Genomic DNA, 18,120 nt, shown 5'->3' on the forward strand with positions numbered 1-18,120 from the left:
AATTATCGATTATCAATTATCAATTGCCTGTGCCGTTAGGCACTGAATATCGGTAGAAACATAAATGTCAATAAATTAGCGTGCCGTAGGTACACAAAAAAATTGCGTACCTACGGCACGCAAAGGAATTTCGAATATATTTTGGGCTACCGATATTCAGTGCCTAACGGCACAAGAAATAGATAACTCATAGTCAACCATAAACAATCAATCATCAACTACCAACATTAACTACCAACATTAACCACCAACACAAACCACCAACAATAAACCATCAACAATTAACCATCAACCATTAACAATTAAAAATGGCTTCTCTTAATACCAAGTTTTTGCATTCTGGAGGCAAGCGTAGTAGGTGGAAGCCCAAGAATTTCTGATGCTCCGCCGACGCCTCTGATTCTTCCGTTGCATTTCTCCAGGACGTTGATAATATGTTCTCTTTCGTTTTCCTGAATCGTTTTAAAAAACCATTCATTAGACGAATTATTTACTTTTATTTCATCTAAAGCAGGAAGCGGAATATGTTCAATAGTATCTGTTTTTGCCAAAAGAACACTTCTCTCGATAAGATTTTCAAGTTCGCGAATGTTTCCCGGCCATTGATACGATAAAAGGCTTTTGAGAGCACTTTCGGCAATTTCTTTTACATTTTTCCCCGTTTTAGAACTATATACAGCAATAAAATGACGAGCCAGAAGACCAATATCTTCCTTTCGTTCGCGCAGCGGCGGAAGCTGAATAGGAAAAACATTCAGTCTGTAATATAAATCAAGGCGGAAACGACCGTCGGCAACTTCTTTTTCAAGATTGCAATTGGTTGCCGCAATGATGCGAACGTTTACTTTTATGGGAAGATTACCTCCAACACGTTCAATTTCTTTTTCCTGAATGGCACGCAGAAGTTTTGCCTGCATTTCCAGCGGCATATCGCCAATTTCATCTAAAAATAAAGTACCGTTGTGTGCTTGTTCAAATTTACCAATTCGTCTTTCGGCGGCACCTGTAAAAGCTCCTTTTTCATGTCCGAATAACTCAGACTCAATAAGACTTGGCGGCAGGGCAGAACAGTTAATTTTTACAAAAGGCTCTTCTTTTCTATTCGAAAGCTGCTGAATGCTGTGAGCGATGCTTTCTTTTCCTGTACCGCTTTCTCCGGTAATTAAAACGGTGGTATCGGCTGGCGCAACTTGTAATATATGATCGAACAATCGTAACAGCATGGGACTTTTGCCCACAATAGATTCAAAACCTGATACTTTTGTGTTTTTGGTTTGAGATACCGATGAACTATTTTTTTTGTCCAATTTTTTATCATGGCTGATTAAATTTTCAATCGCAAATATCAAAGGTTCCTGAAGTCTCTCACAGAGCGTTAAATGATTTTTATTGTAATTATTAGGCTGTCTGCTGAAAAAAGACAAATAAAGTCCGCCTTTTTCACTAATAGACAAAGGAACAGGAAGCATCAGATTGGACTTCATATTCATTGAGGTCGCAATCATTTTTTTGATAGGTGTTTTATCGCAGATTTTTATAAAATCTTCATCGTTATAAAAAGTAGCTTCTGTTTCAACCTGGCTTTTGTTTCGTAATTCGTTTATTTCAGATTCTTTTAAAGCCGTAATATTTTGTAATTCTTCAATTCCAATTTTTTGATATTCATGCAAACCCGTTCTGGCATAACCTAAAACCCGGCTCGACAATTTATCATCGATATAAAAAACAGCCATTACAAGATCAAAAGAAATCAAAGACTGTAAAGAAGTTATAATGGAAAGAACTCTGTCATCCCAAGTACCTTTTTTAGTTATTATTGTTTTTAATTGTTTTTGAAATAAAAGTTCTTTTCTGATTGAAGATTCAATGCCGTGTTCCTGATGATATTCGGCAATCTCGATAGTAACCAATAAATCTTTTTCCCGAAATGGTTTCACCAAAAAACCATAGGGATGCGTTGATTTCGCTTTATTGAGAACTTCTTCATTAGAATTAGCAGAAAGATAAATAAAAGGAATGTTGTCTTCTTTTAATATTTCGGCAAGATCAATACCGGTTTCTTTTCCCGAAAGAAAAATATCCAGCAGAACCAATTCAGGTTTTTGCAGCGAAATGTAAAATTTTGCATCAGATACTGATCGCGCCATCCCTATTATGGTATGCCCGGCTTTTTTCAGCATTAACCGCAAATGATTTGCCTCAACAAACTGATCTTCAACAATAAGTATTTTTAGTGGTTTTGCCATTTTACATTTAATTAATGAGAATAATTTTCATTGAAAAGGAATTTCAAAGTTATTTTGGTTCCGTTTGAATTCGCAATTAAAAACTCCCCGTCAATATCGGCAGAAAGTCCGTACATCAATTTTATTCCTAATGAAGGGTTATTGTAAGGGTCAAAATCGGGTGGAAGTCCAATACCATTATCGTGAATAATCAGGATATATTTATCGTCTTCAACTGCTTTAAGTGAAATATTGATTATGCCGTTTTTTTGATTCGGAAAGGCATATTTAATAGCATTTGTAACGGCTTCGTTAAAAATAAGTCCAATTGGAATTGAATGTGACAAAGGAAGATTAAAACTGTCTATATCTAAAAGAAACCGGATTGAACTTCTGATTTCGAATGAATCTTTCAGATATTCCGTTAATTCGAAAATATAAGATGGCATATCAATAATAGATAAACTCTCAGACTGATATAATTTTTGATGAATTAACGACATGGCCTGAATCCTGTTCTGGCTGTCATTTATGGCCTGAACAGCTTCTTCATTTTTTAAAAACTCTGTCTGGCTTGCCAATAATCCCACAACCATATGAAGGTTGTTTTTTATTCTATGGTGTATCTCTCTCAACAGCCATTCTTTTTCAACAACAAGATCCTCAAGAGCTTTATTTTTTTTATTAATCTCTTCTTGCTGGGCTTTTAATGCGTTATTTGTTTTTTTCTTAAACGCATAACTTTTGTATAATAATCCTAAAATTATAAGTAAAAGCACCAGGAAAGTGATCATTGAATTTCGCAGTAAAGCCTCATTTTTAAGCTTTGCCTGCTGTATGAGTGTTTCGTTTTTAAGTTTGAGGAAATCCTTTTCCTTTTTATCTGTTTTGTAAAGAATATCTAATCTCGACGAAATAGGGTAAATGTTTTTTACCTCCAGATTGGCAGCCTTATAAAATGACTCGGCTTTTTTGAGTGCATTAAGTGAATTATGAAAATCTGAATTAGAAAAATAGAGTTCACTTATTTCTCGGTAACAATCTCCGGATCTTTTATTATTTCCTATGGCTTCAAATAAAGCGGCGGCATTAAAAATAGGGATAAATCTATCGTGAAGCGGTGCATTGGTTCGCATTTTTGCAGACCAAACCATAACCCAGGATTCTGCCAGATCATTCACATCATCGGTTTGAGTTAATAATTTTATGGCATTTCTGGCGCAGGTTTCAATCATGGCGTTATTATTTTTTAGCTCATAAACCATGGCCAGCTGAAGATAACATTTACCGGCATAAATAACAGAATGTAATGACTGACTGAGACTAAGAGCCTGATTGGCATAAATAAGCGCCTTGTCCAGTGTTTTTGGATTGTTATATGAAAGCTCATACCAGTCGCTGAGTTTCAGCAGCACTTTTATTTTATAGATGTTTTTGCCTAGTTGATTTAATGAAGCTTCTGCTTTTTTTACTTCAAAATCTGTAAAACCCGGTTCTTCAAAATAAGTAATACGCGAACGATTAAAAACGACAGGACTGGTCTTGTAAATATGATTTTTATTGATTGTTTCAATTTTTTTATCCGTTCTGGAATCCAATGCATCTGCGTCTCCAAATGCTAATAAAACAAGGAGAAACAAAATTATTTTGTGTCTATTGGAAATCATTTTCGTAAGGATTAAACTGGCTATACGAAGGTATTGATAATTATGAATTTAAATTTAAAATATTCAAAAATTGAATACCAACGATATTTCGTCGTTTTTTAACTCCAGCGCAGCAAATTCGATGTTAATTTTACAGTTTTTCTTTTGATTATAAGAAAATAACTATTTTTTTAAATTGAGTTTATTTTATAAACCTTTTTTGTATTAATTTTGTTTAGACCAATTCTAAATAATAAAAATGAAAAATTTCCTTATTGCCGATTCTGAAAACCTGCACATAATTGGATTGAGGCACATACTTAAAAAGTTAGTAAAAGCACTTAACTTGAAAGTTGTAAATTCAAGAGAAGAGTTGTTTAAGTATTTGGATAAATATGAAGTAGAATGTTTGATTGTTGATCCCAATAATATTTTTTTGTTTTATGATGATGATTTAAAGGTTATTAAAACAAAGTTTCCTAAATGCAAAATCATAATCCTTTCGTATTTTAAGAACAAACAAACTATAAACAGTTTCTTAAAAGATAATATAAATGGTTTTATATCAAAAGATTGCGAAGAGCAGACGATTTACAATGCTTTATATAAAATTCAGCAAGGAGAACGTTATTTATGCCCAAAAACGTTGAACACACTTATTGATGTTTTTTCTTTACCCGCACCCGAAAGTGATGAAAAACTAACTTTAAGAGAGTTTGAAATTCTCAAACAAATTGCCAAAGGAAATAATGGGAAAAAAATCGCATCGCAGCTTTTTATCAGCATTCATACTTTCAGGACGCACCGGAAGAATATCATGAAAAAAACAGGCAGACACACGACTCCTGAGCTTATTTTGTATGCTTTAGAAAATAAAATAAAGTGAATTCTTATATATTACTATTTTTTTTTGATCTATTTCCTACTATAAATGAGGTATATTTTCTACCTCAATTATAGAAATGTTTTTCACTTTTTTATGGTATTGATTTAATTTTCGTACAAATCTACATTTGTCAAAATTATTCTTTAGAACTAATCTAAATAAATACCACAAATGGAGGCACAAGAGAAATTAGAAACCATACTGCAAGAAGCTGCAATTGATAATGTACACGATAAACATGTTTTTTCGAACAATACTAAATCGATCGGGATTTATAAGAAAAGCATGAAAAAGGCCATTAAGGCAATTGGAAATCATTTAAAAGAAAGAGATACTCCATTTACGGGAACCAGTATTTCGACAATCAAGAAAAAAATCGACAACATTTATCTTGAAGAAAATAAAAAAGGAAAAAGCCTGGATTATGTTTTAGAAGAATTAAAAGACATTTATTTAGATGATTGTATCCATTTTCACAATTCAAAATACATTGCACACCTTAACTGCCCAATTCTAACGCCAACACTTGTGGCCGAGGCTTTTATATCATCTTTAAATTCTTCGATGGATACTTACGATCAAAGTACGGGCGCTACTTTTATCGAACTTAAATTGGTTGAGTGGACAATTGAAAAATTGGGTTATCCTGAAAATGCCGATGGAATTTTTACGAGCGGAGGAACGCAGTCGAACATGATGGGACTGCTTTTGGCCAGAGATCATTACATTAAAAAACATTACGGAATTGACCCAAAAATGGACGGAATTCCTGCTCAAGCTTCAAAATTCAGAATTTTATGTTCAGAAGTAAGTCATTTTAGTTTAAAGAAAAATTTAAGTCTTTTAGGTTTAGGACAAAATGCCGTAGTTCCCGTTGCTGTTGATCCTGATTTTAAGATGAATACAAGTGCTTTAAAAAAGGTAATTCAGCAGCAAAAAGACCTTGGGAATATTCCAATCGCCATTGTAGGAACAGCCGGAACAACTGATTTTGGTTCTATAGATCCTCTGGCAGAAATTGCTTCGGTTGCCAATGAAAATGATATCTGGTTTCATGTCGACGCAGCTTACGGCGGCGGTTTGTTAATCAGCAATCTTCACAAAGAAAAATTAAATGGTATCGAATTATCAGATTCTGTTACAATCGATTATCATAAAACTTTTTATCAGCCTGTAAGTTCAAGCGGGTTTTTTATGAGAGATAAATCATTTGTTGATTACATCAAATATCACGCTGATTATCTAAACTCAAAAGAGCAGGAAGATGAAGGAATTCCGAATATGGTAAAAAAATCAATCCAGACAACTCGTCGTTTTGATGCGTTAAAATTGTGGTTTACGCTGAGAATGATCGGTACAGAAGGTTTGAGTTCGTATATGGAAAAAGCTATCGCGAATGCCCAATTTACAGCTGATTTATTAAGAAACAGAGACGATTTTGAAATCATTCATAAACCTGAAATCAGCGCTGTTGTGTTTCGTTATACGCCTTTTACCGGAAATGAAAATTCGTATTGCGGCATCAACAGTTACATTCGAAAAGCCATTTTTAATGAAGGTAAAGCCATCATTACGAGTACAAAAGTCTACAACGAAGTATTCCTGAAATTCACATTATTAAATCCTTTAACAACTTCAAAAGATATCGAAGAAGTCATCGATTTGATCGTGTATCACGGAAATGAATATTTATTAAAAAACTAAAATAAAATGCAAAACAAAATACATGATTTCATCGCAGTAGGAGTAGGACCTTTCAATTTAAGTCTGGCTTGTTTGACCGCACCAATTGAAAACCTTGACGGATTGTTTTTCGATAAAAACGAATCTTTCAACTGGCATCCGGGAATGCTTTTGCAGGACACGACTTTACAAATTCCGTTTTTGGCTGATTTAGTGACTTTGGCAGATCCTACGAGTCCTTTTAGTTTTCTGAATTACATTAAAGAACAAGGAAAAATATACTCGTTTTACATTCGTGAAAACTTCTTGTTGTTAAGAAACGAATACAATCAGTATTGTCAGTGGGCGATTAAAAAACTGCCAAATATCTATTTTAATACTGAAGTTAAAGTGATTGAATATGATGAAAATCAAGAGCTTTATTTTGTAACAACGTTTTCTTCTAAAACAAATGCTGAAACGATTTACAAAACCAAAAAGATTGTTTTAGGAACCGGAACGGCTCCGCATATTCCAAAATCATGTCAGTCATTAAAAGGAAAAGCAATCCATTCTTCGGCTTATATTCAGAATAAATCGGAACTGCAAAAACAAAAATCCATTACCGTTTTAGGAAGCGGACAAAGCGCTGCCGAGGTTTTCAACGATTTATTGCAGGAAATTGATGTTTATGGATATCAATTGAACTGGATTACGAGATCGTCAAGATTTTTTCCAATGGATTACAGCAAGTTAACGCTTGAAATGACTTCTCCGGAATACGTCGATTATTTCTACAATCTTCCTTCAGAAAAGAGAGATTATCTCCTTAAAGACCAGAAATTATTATACAAAGGAATCAATAAAGACTTGATTGGAAGCATTTTCGATACCATTTACAGCAAAAAAGTAATAGCCAATATTGATGTGAATTTAAGAACGAATGCAGAATGCACAAAAGGAACTTATAATGAAGAAAATCAATCTTTTGAATTAGAATTACATCAGGTTGAACAGGATAAAAGATATCGCCATAAAACCGATGCACTGGTTCTGGCAACGGGCTACGGCTATAAACTGCCTCAGTTTTTAGAAGGAATTGCCAACAGAATTCAATGGGATGAAAAAGGACGTTTTGCTGCCAACAGAAATTATACGATTGATACTAACGGAAGTGAAATATTTGTGCAAAATGCTGAATTACATACGCATGGCTTTGTAACACCAGATTTAGGAATGGTTTGTTACCGAAACTCATACATCATTAAAGAATTAACGGGAATTGAACATTATGCTGTAGAAACTAAAATTGCTTTTCAGGAATTTGGTGTTCCGGCTGCAGAAGTGATTGAATCTCCGGCATTTGAAATCATTGCATAATTATGGAAACAGTACAGCAAAAAAAGAGAGTTTTGGCAATTGATATTGCCAGAGGAATGAGTGTGATTTTTATGATGATGATTCACACGATGTTGATTTACGGAACAATTGAAACGCAGACTAAAACCGTTTTAGGCGAAATTATTTTGTGGTTAGGCCGCGGTACAACCATGTTTTTGGTAAGTATGGGAATTTCTTTTGTATTATCAAGAAGACAGACTTTTACTGCCGTTTGCAAAAGAGCTTTATACATTTTGGCCATTGGTTACGGAATGAACTTTTTAAAATTTCTGGTTCCTGAATTCGTTTTTGGCGGACTTCCGGAAGCCTTTGTTTCGGCTTATGACTTAAAATCGGGAACATTAGAAACCGGAATTTTCTTTTTGCTTTTGGGAGATATTCTGCAATTGGCCGGACTCACATTGTTCATTATGGGGCTTATTAATCATTATAGTAAAAGTAAATATGTTCCGTTGATTGTGGCTTTGGCAATTATTGCGGTTTCAAAAGAATTAAGCGGTTTCAGAGTTGGAATCGTGGGATTAGATTACATCTGTGATTTGTTTTTCAGCAATCAGTTTAATGTTTATTTCCCGGTTTTTCCATGGAGTGCTTTCATTTTAATTGGAATGTTTTTAGGCAGATGGTATAAAGAACTAAACGAAAATCAGGAAGTATTTTTTAAGAAAATGCTGTTGGTAGGTTTAGGTTTTATGGCCGTTGGCGGAATTTTAAACTTTTCAAATCCAGAATATCATTTTGGAGATTATTACCATTTAGGACCTGGCGGAAGTATTTTACTCCTTGGCGTAAATCTTGTTTTCTATTGGTTTATAAACCTTGTAGTAAATCTGTTTAAAGAGAATAATAAAGTATTCAAGTTGTTGATTTTCTGTAGTAAACATGTAACAAGTTTATATGTAATTCAATGGGTTTTAATTAACTGGGGAATGTATGTTTTAGGTTTCTGGCAGCACGATCAATGGTTTGTTTTATGCTTATTCCCAGTTGTAATTTCATTAAGTATCTGCGTTCAGCTTGTTTATAATGTAATCAAAGTATTGTTGAAAGCTAAATGGAGCAGTAGAAATGTTATGGCTCAAACGGTTAAGAATTAAAAATTAAAGATTAAAAATTATATCCGTGCGATTAGATCTGACAGGTTTTTAAAACCTGTCAGGTCTTGATCAAGGAACAGAATAATTAAAAATCTAAACTCTACAATCTAAAATTTAAAATTTAAAAAATGTCTACCTATAAACCTATATACAGCACCACAATTCCAAATTTTGGGACTATAGATTTTCGTCCGCTGCAATTGCCTGTTGATGCTGCCATAATTCATGATTGGGTTAATCGCGATTATGCACAATATTGGGGCATGCAGGGAAAAAATCTCGAAGAAGTCCGTTTAGAATATGAAAAAATAACCAAAGATTCTGATGTATTTATCGGATTGGTAAATGGCGAAGTTTCCTTTTTATTAGAACGTTACAATCCAAAACAAGATATTATCGGTAGCTATTATAAAGTTCAGGATTACGACTGCGGAATACATATAATTGTTGCGCCGCCAGCAAAACCTGTACATCAGTTTACGTTGCATATTTTTTCGAGTATCATGAAATTTATTTTCAGAGATCTTACCATCGAAAGAATTCTTGTTGAGCCGGACATTCGTAACAAAAAAATGTTCGATATCTGCCATCGCGTAGGTTTTGAAGATGGTGATGTCGTCAATTTACCGCACAAAACGGCACTATTAGCCTTTTGTATGCGCGAACAATTCATTAAAAAAATAGATTCATTCAACCTCAATTTTACCGAAATGAATACCGAAAATCAATTAGAATTTCCAGAAAAAGCCATAACGCATATTCAGCCCGAAGTTTGGGAAAAAGCCAATCGTTTATTGGTTAAAAAAGCAATTTGTGAGTTTTCGCATGAACTTTTAATACAGCCAAAATTAGAATCAGATAATCAATATTCATTAGTTTCCGACGATCAATCTGTAAAGTATACTTTTAAAGGAGAATTATTGGCGATGAATCATTTGAATATTGAAGTTAATTCGATTTCAAAATATAAAAATGAAAAACTAATACCTTTAGATGCAGTTGATTTTATTCAGGAATTCAAAACCAGTTTAGGCATTTCAGAACAACTGTTTCCGTCTTATATAGAAGAAATTATCAGCACACTTTACGGAAGCTGTTATAAATTATTAAAAGAAAATTCGACTTCAAAATCATTGGCCAATTCTGATTTTCAGACAATTGAACAAGCCATGATGGAAGGTCATCCGGGCTTTGTAGCCAATAATGGAAGAATTGGCTACAACAGCATGGATTACAAAGCGTACGCACCTGAAGCCGGAAATCCGTTTAAAATTTTATGGCTGGCAGGACACCGCGACAGAACGGTTTATGCCGGAACTCAAAAAATGGATTATGATACTCTAATTCAGCAGGAATTAGGAACGGAAACCATTGCAAAATTCAATTCCGTGATTTCAGAAAAAGGACAAAATCCAAACGATTATTTCTTTATTCCCGTACATCCATGGCAATGGTTTAACAAACTGGCTAATTTATTTTCGCCTGAAATCGCCAAACAAAAACTGATTTGTGTAGGTTACGGACCAGATTTATATCAGGCTCAGCAATCGATTAGAACTTTATTCAACTTAAGTAATCCTAAAAAATTATATACCAAAACATCACTTTCAATCCTAAATATGGGCTTTATGCGCGGTTTACCGGTTTATTATTTAGGAACAGCGCCAGAAATGGCAGAATGGCTGGATCAATTATTAAGCGGTGATGAATACCTGCAAAAAGTAGGTTTCGGAATGCTGGGCGAAGTTGCTTCTGTGAGTTATATTAATCCGTATTTTGAAAGCTTTGGAAAACACAATCCGTACAACAAAATGATTGCTTCTTTATGGAGAGAAAGTCCGGTTGCAAAACTCAAAAACGAGGAGCAATTGATGACAATGGCAGCATTTTTACACTTGGATAAAGATGGAAATTCGCTGTTATCTGAAATTATAAAAGCATCTTCGTTGTCAATAGATAATTGGCTTACAGAATATTTTAAAGTGTATTTGAGTCCGTTATTGCATTGTTTTTATCAATACGATTTGGTTTTTATGCCACACGGCGAAAATCTTATTTTAGGCTTAGAAAATCACGTTCCGGTGCGTTCTTTCCTGAAAGATATTACCGAAGAAGCCGTGATTCTAAATCCGGATGTTGAAATCCCTAAAAACATTGACAGAATTTATGCTGAAGTTCCGGAAGACGTAAAATTACTTTCTATTTTCATTGACGTTTTTGATGGATTTTTCCGTTTCATGTCGGCAATTTTAGTTTCGAGTGATAATTATTCAGAAGATCGTTTTTGGGAATTAGTGGCAGAATGTATCTCTGATTATCAGGAACAAAACCCGCATTTGGAAGCTAAATTCGAGAAATACGATTTGTTTGCCAATGAATTTCAGCTTTCGTGCCTGAACCGTTTACAATTGAATAATAACAAAACGATGATCGATCTTGATGATCCTGTGGCGTTATTACAATTTCAGGGAAAACTGCAAAACCCAATCGCTCCGTATAAAAAAGTAACAGCTTAATTCCTTAAAGATGAATAGTATAATAACTCATCCTGAAAATGATATCGCAGCAGATATTGTTTTTTTAAAAACGATTCCCGGTTTAGGGGTTTTTGAGCTGCGTCCGCTTGATATGGAATTAGATATTCCGATAATTCACAATTGGGTAAATCGCGATTACGCCGTTTATTGGGAAATGAATGGATTTTCTGTAGAAGAAGTAAAAAATACCTACTATAATATTCAGGAAAAAGCGCAGGTTTATATTGGAAAATTCAATAACAACGTAGCTTTTTTACTGGAATGTTATGATCCTAAAGACGATATTGTGGGCAAATATTATGAATCGCAAAAAGGCGATAAAGGCATGCACATACTGGTTGCGCCGTCAGAAAAACCAATTCCGAATTTTACCTGGAATATTTTTACGGTAATTCTGGATTTTATCTTTAGCGATGCCAAAAACCAGCGTATTGTAGTAGAACCAGATGCTAGAAATCATAAAATTCATTTGTTGAATAAAAGAGCCGGATTTGTTTTTCAGCGTGTTCTTGATTTGCCGCACAAACAGGCGCATCTGGAATTTTGCACGCGCGAAGATTATTACAAGGCATTACAATTGGCTTAATTAATATAAAATGAAAACACCAACCCAAAATATACAGCATTTAACAAAAGAGAATTGGGATAAAGCAAATGCCATTTTACTGAGAAAAACGCTAAGCGAATTTGCTCATGAATTATTAATTATTCCGATAAAAAACGATTCAGGTTCATACCATATTTTTTCTCCTGATAAAAAAGTTGAATATACTTTTGATGCCGAAATTTTAGCTCTAAATCATTGGTCTATCCCGATAAATTCTATTCAAAAAACAATTGAAGGAAAGAATTCGCCTTTGCGTTTATTAGAATTTATTATTGAATTTAAAGATGTTTTAGGAATCAGCGAAAGTTTACTGCCAACTTATTTAGAAGAAATGACAAGTACGTTATACAGTACGGCATATAAAATCGCAAACGAAAAATATGCATCAAAAGATTTACTGGAATTAGATTATCAAAAAATCGAACATGCTATGACCGAAGGACATCCGTGTTTTGTGGCGAACTCGGGTAAAAATGGTTTTAATATTGATGATTTTGCGACGTTTTCTCCAGAAGCCAATTCGCCTGTAAAATTGTTATGGATTGCCGGACATAGGAGCAAAGCCACTTTTACAGCCATTGAAACTTTAGATTATCAAAAAGTATTGCATCAGGAATTATCTTCAGAGAATATTAAATCGTTCGAAAATGTATTAAAATCTCAAGGTTTAAATATCGACGATTATTATTTCTTTCCTGTGCATCCGTGGCAGTGGTTTAATAAACTGGCTTTGATTTTTGCGCCTGATATTGCCGAAAATCATTTGGTTTGTCTGGGTTATGGTGATGATGAATATTCAGCACAGCAATCGATTCGTACTTTTTTTAATACCTCATCACCAGAGAAATTTTATGCTAAAACAGCGCTTTCTGTAATCAATATGGGATTCATGCGCGGACTTTCGCCGTATTATATGGAAAGTACGCCTGCCATTACAGAATGGGTTGCAGATTTAGTCGAAAATGATTCGTATTTACAGCAAAAAGGGTTTACTCTTTTAGGCGAAGTCGCAACAGTTGGCTATCGCAATTTCTTGTACGAACCTTTGGGAAGAAGTATTCCGCACAATAAAATGTTAGCCACTTTATGGCGCGAAAGCCCAATTCCTAAATTATCGAAAGGACAGCACATTATGACAATGGCTGCTTTATTGCACGTAGATCAATCAGGAAATGCTTTTGTATCAGAATTAATTCAGAAATCTGGAATTAGCGCAAAAGAATGGATTCGCCGTTATTTAGACGCTTATCTTTCACCATTATTACATTGTTTTTATCAACACGAAATGGTTTTTATGCCGCATGGTGAAAACCTGATTTTGGTTTTAGAAAATTATATTCCGGTAAAAGCCATCATGAAAGATATTACAGAAGAAGTGATGGTTTTTAATGCAGAAATTCCGTTGCCGGAAAAAGTAAAACGTATTTATATCGATATGAAAGAACCGTTGAGAATTCTTTGCATTTTTAATGATGTTTTTCAGTTTTATTTCCGTTTTCTTTCTGCCATTTTATCTGAAACTAAAACACTTTCTGAAGAAGATTTTTGGTCTGCCGTTGCCGATTGTATTCACGAATATCAATCAGCGCATCCGCATTTGCAGGAACAATTTAAAAAATACAATTTGTTTGTTTCAGAATTTGATTCGTGTTGTCTGAACCGTTTGCAATTGCGAAACAATAAACAAATGTTAGATTTAGCAGATCCTATTGAAAGCCTTCAGTTTGTGGGGAAATTAAAGAACCCTGTAGCTGTTTTTAGTCAGCAAACAATAGCTATTTAATAATTATTAATTGCAAAGGCTACGTTTTTTTGTCATTTCGACGAAGGAGAAATCTGCGCAAGTAACTCCGCAATGATAGTCCAATCTTTGTAGAGCTTCTTGCGCAGATTTCTCCTTCGTCGAAATGACAAGATTATGCAAAAAAACTTTGCGCTGTAACGCCTTTGTAACAACTAAAATAAATCTATGTTCAAACGTTTAAATAAAATAATGCAATACGCAGAATCATTTGATTTTACAAAAGGAAGCATCAGAAAAGGAATTCTGATTCTTTCGATTCCGATGGTTTTAGAAATGGCGATGGAATCTGTTTTTGCTTTGGTCGATTTGTATTTTGTCGGACATTTAAAAGAAAGCAATTATGCGATTCAGGTTGTTGGCTTAACTGAATCCGTTTTTGCAATTATTTATTCGATTGCCATCGGAATTAGTATTGCAACAACGGCAATTGTTGCGAGGCGTATTGGCGAAAAAGAAACCCAACAAGCGGCAGAATCAGGCGTACAAGCCATTATAATTGCAATAGCTATAAATGTATTAATCAGTTTAGGAGGATTTATTTTTGCCAAAGAAATTCTGATGTTAATGGGCGCTTCGGAATCTTCGGTCGTTTACGGTGTAAATTATACCAGAATTATGATGGCAGGAAGTGTTTTCGTAATGTTGATTTTCCTGATTAACGGAATTTTCAGAGGAGCCGGAAATGCCATTATTGCGATGAAAAGTTTATGGATTGCGAATATTTCGAATATTATTTTATGTCCAATTTTGATAAACGGATTTTGGTTTGTTCCTGCGATGGGCATTACGGGCGCTGCGGTTGCAACCACTATCGGGAGAGGAATTGGCGTTTTGTATCAATGTTATTTTCTTTTTTACGGACAGGGAGTTTTAAAAATCAAATGGAATTATTTTTTGCCTCAATTTAAATTAATTCAAAGCATCCTGAAATTAGCTGCTCCGGGTGTTTTGCAATATGTAATTGCTTCCTGCAGCTGGATTTTTCTTGCGAATCTGGTTGCGGTTACGGGTGGTGATTATGCATCATCAGGCTATCAGACGGCTATTAGAATTATGATGTTTTTTATTCTTCCGGCTTGGGGACTTAGTAATGCTGCTGCTACTTTGGTTGGGCAGAATCTGGGTGCCAATGAAATCGAAAGGGCAGAAGAGGCTGTTTATAAAACGGCCAAATACAATATGATTTTTATGGGAATTATTATGTTGTTCTGTCTTTTTAGTACACACTATATGATTTCGTTTTTCACAAATGATCCCACCATTATTAAAATTGCTATAAATGCGCTGCAAATTATGAGTGTTGGTTTTATATTTTACGGTCTCGGAATGGTTTTAAACAATACTTTTAATGGAGCAGGAGATACCTGGACACCAACATGGATTAATATTCTGGGCTTTTGGGTTTTTCAGGTTCCGGTTGCTTATTTTTTGGTTTATTATCACGAAATGGGACCAACAGGCGTTTTTATCGTTATTCCCGCTGCGGAAACGTTAATCACGATTTTGAGTGTAATTGTTTATAGAAGAGGTAGATGGAAAAGGGTTTTGGTTTAAGAAATTTGAATTATTTCTTTTTATTCTCCAACTGCACCGTGAATTTACCATAAAAAGGATTATCTGCCATTTGAGAATGTCCTATTACTAAAATATAATTTCCTTTCTGTTCGAGATTTGTACTCAAATCCATTCCAAAAGGTCCGTCTGAACTTTTATCAGGAAAAATAATTTGATTAAAGCGGATATTTCCTTTTCCTCCGGCTGGGATAATCTTTCCATTCAATTCACCTAAATCTTCATTTTTGAATTTTACATATACTCTTGAATTAAGCGAATCTATTGTACCTTCAGCTACATAAAAACCTTTTTCATTTTTGAAATTCATGAAAATAGTATCGCTTATTTGTTTGTTCTCTTGTTTGGGTTCATTTACAACAACTGAATCTTTCGCAGCAATTGAATCTGAACTAGAAACAGAATCGTTTTTAGTTTGCTTTTGTTGACATGAAAATAAAAGAACTGATAGTAAGAGTAAAGAGATATTTTTCATGGTTTGTCTTTTTAATAATTTACCTCAAATTTAGTTTTATTTAAAACATGAGTGTTATATAATAGTGTTTGAAATTTGTAGAATATGGATATGAATTCATTTTTATTTTAGGATGCTTAGTCTCTCTATTTCCCATAAAAAAAAACGAGTTAGTGTTATCTAACTCGTTTTTGTTTTTATAATTCGTTAAAATTCCGAAATTCAATTAAAGTTTACTTTCGTCTCCAACAGCATCCTGCCATTTATCCCATACTTTAACTCCCGGGTTATATCCATCATAACCAAAGTTTTGACTTAACTGACCTTTGATATTAGGCTCTATAGCAAGTCTAAAAGGAATTGGCCAGTAATTATTACGTTTGTCCATAGAATAAAACTTTACACCCGGTTTTAAAGAAATACCTGCCGGATATTTATTGTAAAGCGTATAGTGTACAATACGCTGCCACCAATAACTTCCGCCTGCAGCATCTGTTCCAGATTGTTTATCCCAGTTGGCTATGCTGTAAGTATGACCCCATTCGTCTGGTTTTCCGCTAAGAGCCAGACAGTGCGAAATACGTTTTAATTCAACATTTCGCCATTCTTCCATGTAAAGTTCTCTTCCTCTTTCTGCACAAATATCACCAATAGTTACGGTGCTGTACATTTGTGAAGCTTTTGCTCTTGCTCTCACAACGTTTACATCCTGAGCTGCTCCAGAAGCATTTCCCTGATAAAAACGAGCTTCTGCACGTAATAAATAAGTTTCGGCTAAACGATAGATATACATGTGTGCACTTGCACCGGCTGTAGCTCCCTGAAAATCATTTGCTGCCGGATTCGCTTCGGCTACAACATCATGATAATAGATTTTATAGTGTGGAAAATCAAACCAGTCACGAATAGAATCTTGTGCTAATAATTTACCAGCTTCTCTCATTCTAAAATTCTGACCTGCCCATGCAGCACTTCCACCTGCGCCGGGAGCGTATTTAAGGTCTTCCATATTTACCCAGTTACCAACTGTACTGTTATGTCTAAGATCAACTTTATCTTCAACACCATTTACAACCCACATAGGATGCTGAGAATAATAAGAACCACTGATTGTACCAATACCACGCCCGATTGCTCTTTGGTAATCGTATTTTGCATTGTAGTTTGTTTTATCCGTCAGCGGAAAACGAGGAGCAGCTGTTTTACCATCAGGCGTAATTAAGTTGGCGTCATTCCAGTTTGGACCAAAAATTCTCATTGAGGCAAATGCTAGAAATGATTGTGCTCCTCCGTTTGGTGCTACTAATATAGCTTCGGTATTAGAAGAAATTACTTTGTTCTCAGGTCTGTGTAAATCCCAAATTACATTTCTGGTAATTGGCCATGCCGTAGGATTTCCTCCCGGATCAAATATTCCTAAATTATTTTGTACCAAAGAATAACCAGATTGGTTAATCAAAATAGTAGCCTGCGCTTCAGCTTCAGCAAAACGGCCGGATGCTAAATAACATTTGATTAATAGTTGGCGGCAGGCACCTTTACTAATCATACCTACATAACCTATTTTTGACTGTTCCGGAACCCATTCAACAGCTTTTTCCATATCAGCCGTAATCATTTCTATGATGGCTTCTTTTTTAGTTGAATAATAACTTTGTTTTGGAACATCTAAAATTTTAGTAATCAAAGGGATGTCTCCAAATTGATACACCAGGTTAAGATAACGGTATGATCTGTGAAAATACGCCTGACCGATATATTTGCGTTTTACTTCTTCTGATAAACTGGTTACCTTATCGATATATGTTAATACGGTATTAGCATTTTTAATACCTGTATAAGCTTCTGTCCACATAAATCCAAGATAAATAGATTCTCCACTTGGGTCTCTTCTAAAATCAACAGTAGGAACAATGGTATTAGCATAATCGGCAATATTACTTCCGGTATCTGTTTTTCCATACTGCGCCATATCTGAGAAAAGATATTCTGTACCAATCGGCACACTTACTCCGGAAAATCCGTAATGAATATAATTATTACGCAGCTGTTTATCGCATAATGCCAGAGTTGCCTGCAAACCGGCTTCGGTAGAAAAGGTGTTTTCTGGTTCATAAAACGAAAGCGGATCAGAATCAAGAAAATCTTTTGAACAAGAACTAGACAGCGCTGCCAATAATACAAAAGGCACTAGTCTTGAAATTTTGTTTGTTATATATTTTTTCATCG

At 34.6% G+C, this 18,120-nt stretch carries 12 protein-coding genes; 8 read left to right on the forward strand and 4 right to left on the reverse strand.

Features of this window, described 5'->3' with window-relative positions; translation table 11 throughout:
• Window positions 1-302 precede the first annotated feature (302 nt).
• Together ABDW27_RS21935 and ABDW27_RS21940 are read right to left on the reverse strand one after the other, a co-directional pair.
• Complete coding sequence (locus ABDW27_RS21935; protein WP_343697858.1) at window positions 303-2,246, reverse strand: sigma 54-interacting response regulator; 1,944 nt, start codon at window positions 2,244-2,246, stop codon at window positions 303-305.
• A gap of 11 nt (window positions 2,247-2,257) precedes the next feature.
• On the reverse strand, window positions 2,258-3,892 hold the full coding sequence (locus tag ABDW27_RS21940) for a sensor histidine kinase (protein WP_343697859.1): 1,635 nt from the start codon (window positions 3,890-3,892) through the stop codon (window positions 2,258-2,260).
• A gap of 238 nt (window positions 3,893-4,130) precedes the next feature.
• On the opposite strand from ABDW27_RS21940, the gene ABDW27_RS21945 reads away from it, so the two are divergent.
• The 8 genes from ABDW27_RS21945 to ABDW27_RS21980 all read left to right on the forward strand — a co-directional run bounded on the left by ABDW27_RS21945 (window position 4,131) and on the right by ABDW27_RS21980 (window position 15,419).
• The gene (locus ABDW27_RS21945; protein ID WP_343697860.1) at window positions 4,131-4,757 is read left to right on the forward strand and encodes a response regulator transcription factor; all 627 of its coding nucleotides are present in this window, start codon (window positions 4,131-4,133) and stop codon (window positions 4,755-4,757) included.
• 171 nt (window positions 4,758-4,928) lie between these two features.
• Window positions 4,929-6,461, forward strand: coding sequence for an aspartate aminotransferase family protein (locus ABDW27_RS21950; protein WP_343697861.1), 1,533 nt, complete (start codon window positions 4,929-4,931; stop codon window positions 6,459-6,461).
• Between the two features lie 6 nt (window positions 6,462-6,467).
• On the forward strand, window positions 6,468-7,799 hold the full coding sequence (locus ABDW27_RS21955) for a lysine N(6)-hydroxylase/L-ornithine N(5)-oxygenase family protein (RefSeq protein WP_343697862.1): 1,332 nt from the start codon (window positions 6,468-6,470) through the stop codon (window positions 7,797-7,799).
• A gap of 2 nt (window positions 7,800-7,801) precedes the next feature.
• Complete coding sequence (locus ABDW27_RS21960; RefSeq protein WP_343697863.1) at window positions 7,802-8,917, forward strand: heparan-alpha-glucosaminide N-acetyltransferase domain-containing protein; 1,116 nt, start codon at window positions 7,802-7,804, stop codon at window positions 8,915-8,917.
• Window positions 8,918-9,045: 128 nt separating this feature from the next.
• Window positions 9,046-11,433 carry a GNAT family N-acetyltransferase gene (locus ABDW27_RS21965; protein ID WP_343697864.1) on the forward strand — a complete coding sequence of 796 codons (2,388 nt, stop codon included), beginning with the start codon at window positions 9,046-9,048 and terminating at the stop codon, window positions 11,431-11,433.
• Window positions 11,434-11,443: 10 nt separating this feature from the next.
• Window positions 11,444-12,040, forward strand: coding sequence for a GNAT family N-acetyltransferase (locus ABDW27_RS21970; protein ID WP_343697865.1), 597 nt, complete (start codon window positions 11,444-11,446; stop codon window positions 12,038-12,040).
• 10 nt (window positions 12,041-12,050) lie between these two features.
• Window positions 12,051-13,844 (forward strand): IucA/IucC family siderophore biosynthesis protein, encoded by a 1,794-nt coding sequence (locus tag ABDW27_RS21975; protein ID WP_343697866.1) that lies wholly within the window; start codon window positions 12,051-12,053, stop codon window positions 13,842-13,844.
• Window positions 13,845-14,054: 210 nt separating this feature from the next.
• A complete protein-coding gene (locus ABDW27_RS21980; RefSeq protein WP_343697867.1) occupies window positions 14,055-15,419 on the forward strand; it encodes an MATE family efflux transporter in 1,365 nt (454 codons plus the stop codon).
• 10 nt (window positions 15,420-15,429) lie between these two features.
• Here the strand turns inward: ABDW27_RS21980 and ABDW27_RS21985 are convergent, their stop codons facing one another.
• Window positions 15,430-15,912 carry a hypothetical protein gene (locus tag ABDW27_RS21985; protein ID WP_343697868.1) on the reverse strand — a complete coding sequence of 161 codons (483 nt, stop codon included), beginning with the start codon at window positions 15,910-15,912 and terminating at the stop codon, window positions 15,430-15,432.
• A 205-nt stretch (window positions 15,913-16,117) separates the two neighbouring features.
• On the reverse strand, window positions 16,118-18,118 hold the full coding sequence (locus ABDW27_RS21990) for a RagB/SusD family nutrient uptake outer membrane protein (protein ID WP_343697869.1): 2,001 nt from the start codon (window positions 18,116-18,118) through the stop codon (window positions 16,118-16,120).
• Window positions 18,119-18,120: the final 2 nt, after the last annotated feature.

This window comes from Flavobacterium sp. (assembly GCF_039595935.1).
In the GTDB taxonomy this organism is placed as follows: domain Bacteria; phylum Bacteroidota; class Bacteroidia; order Flavobacteriales; family Flavobacteriaceae; genus Flavobacterium.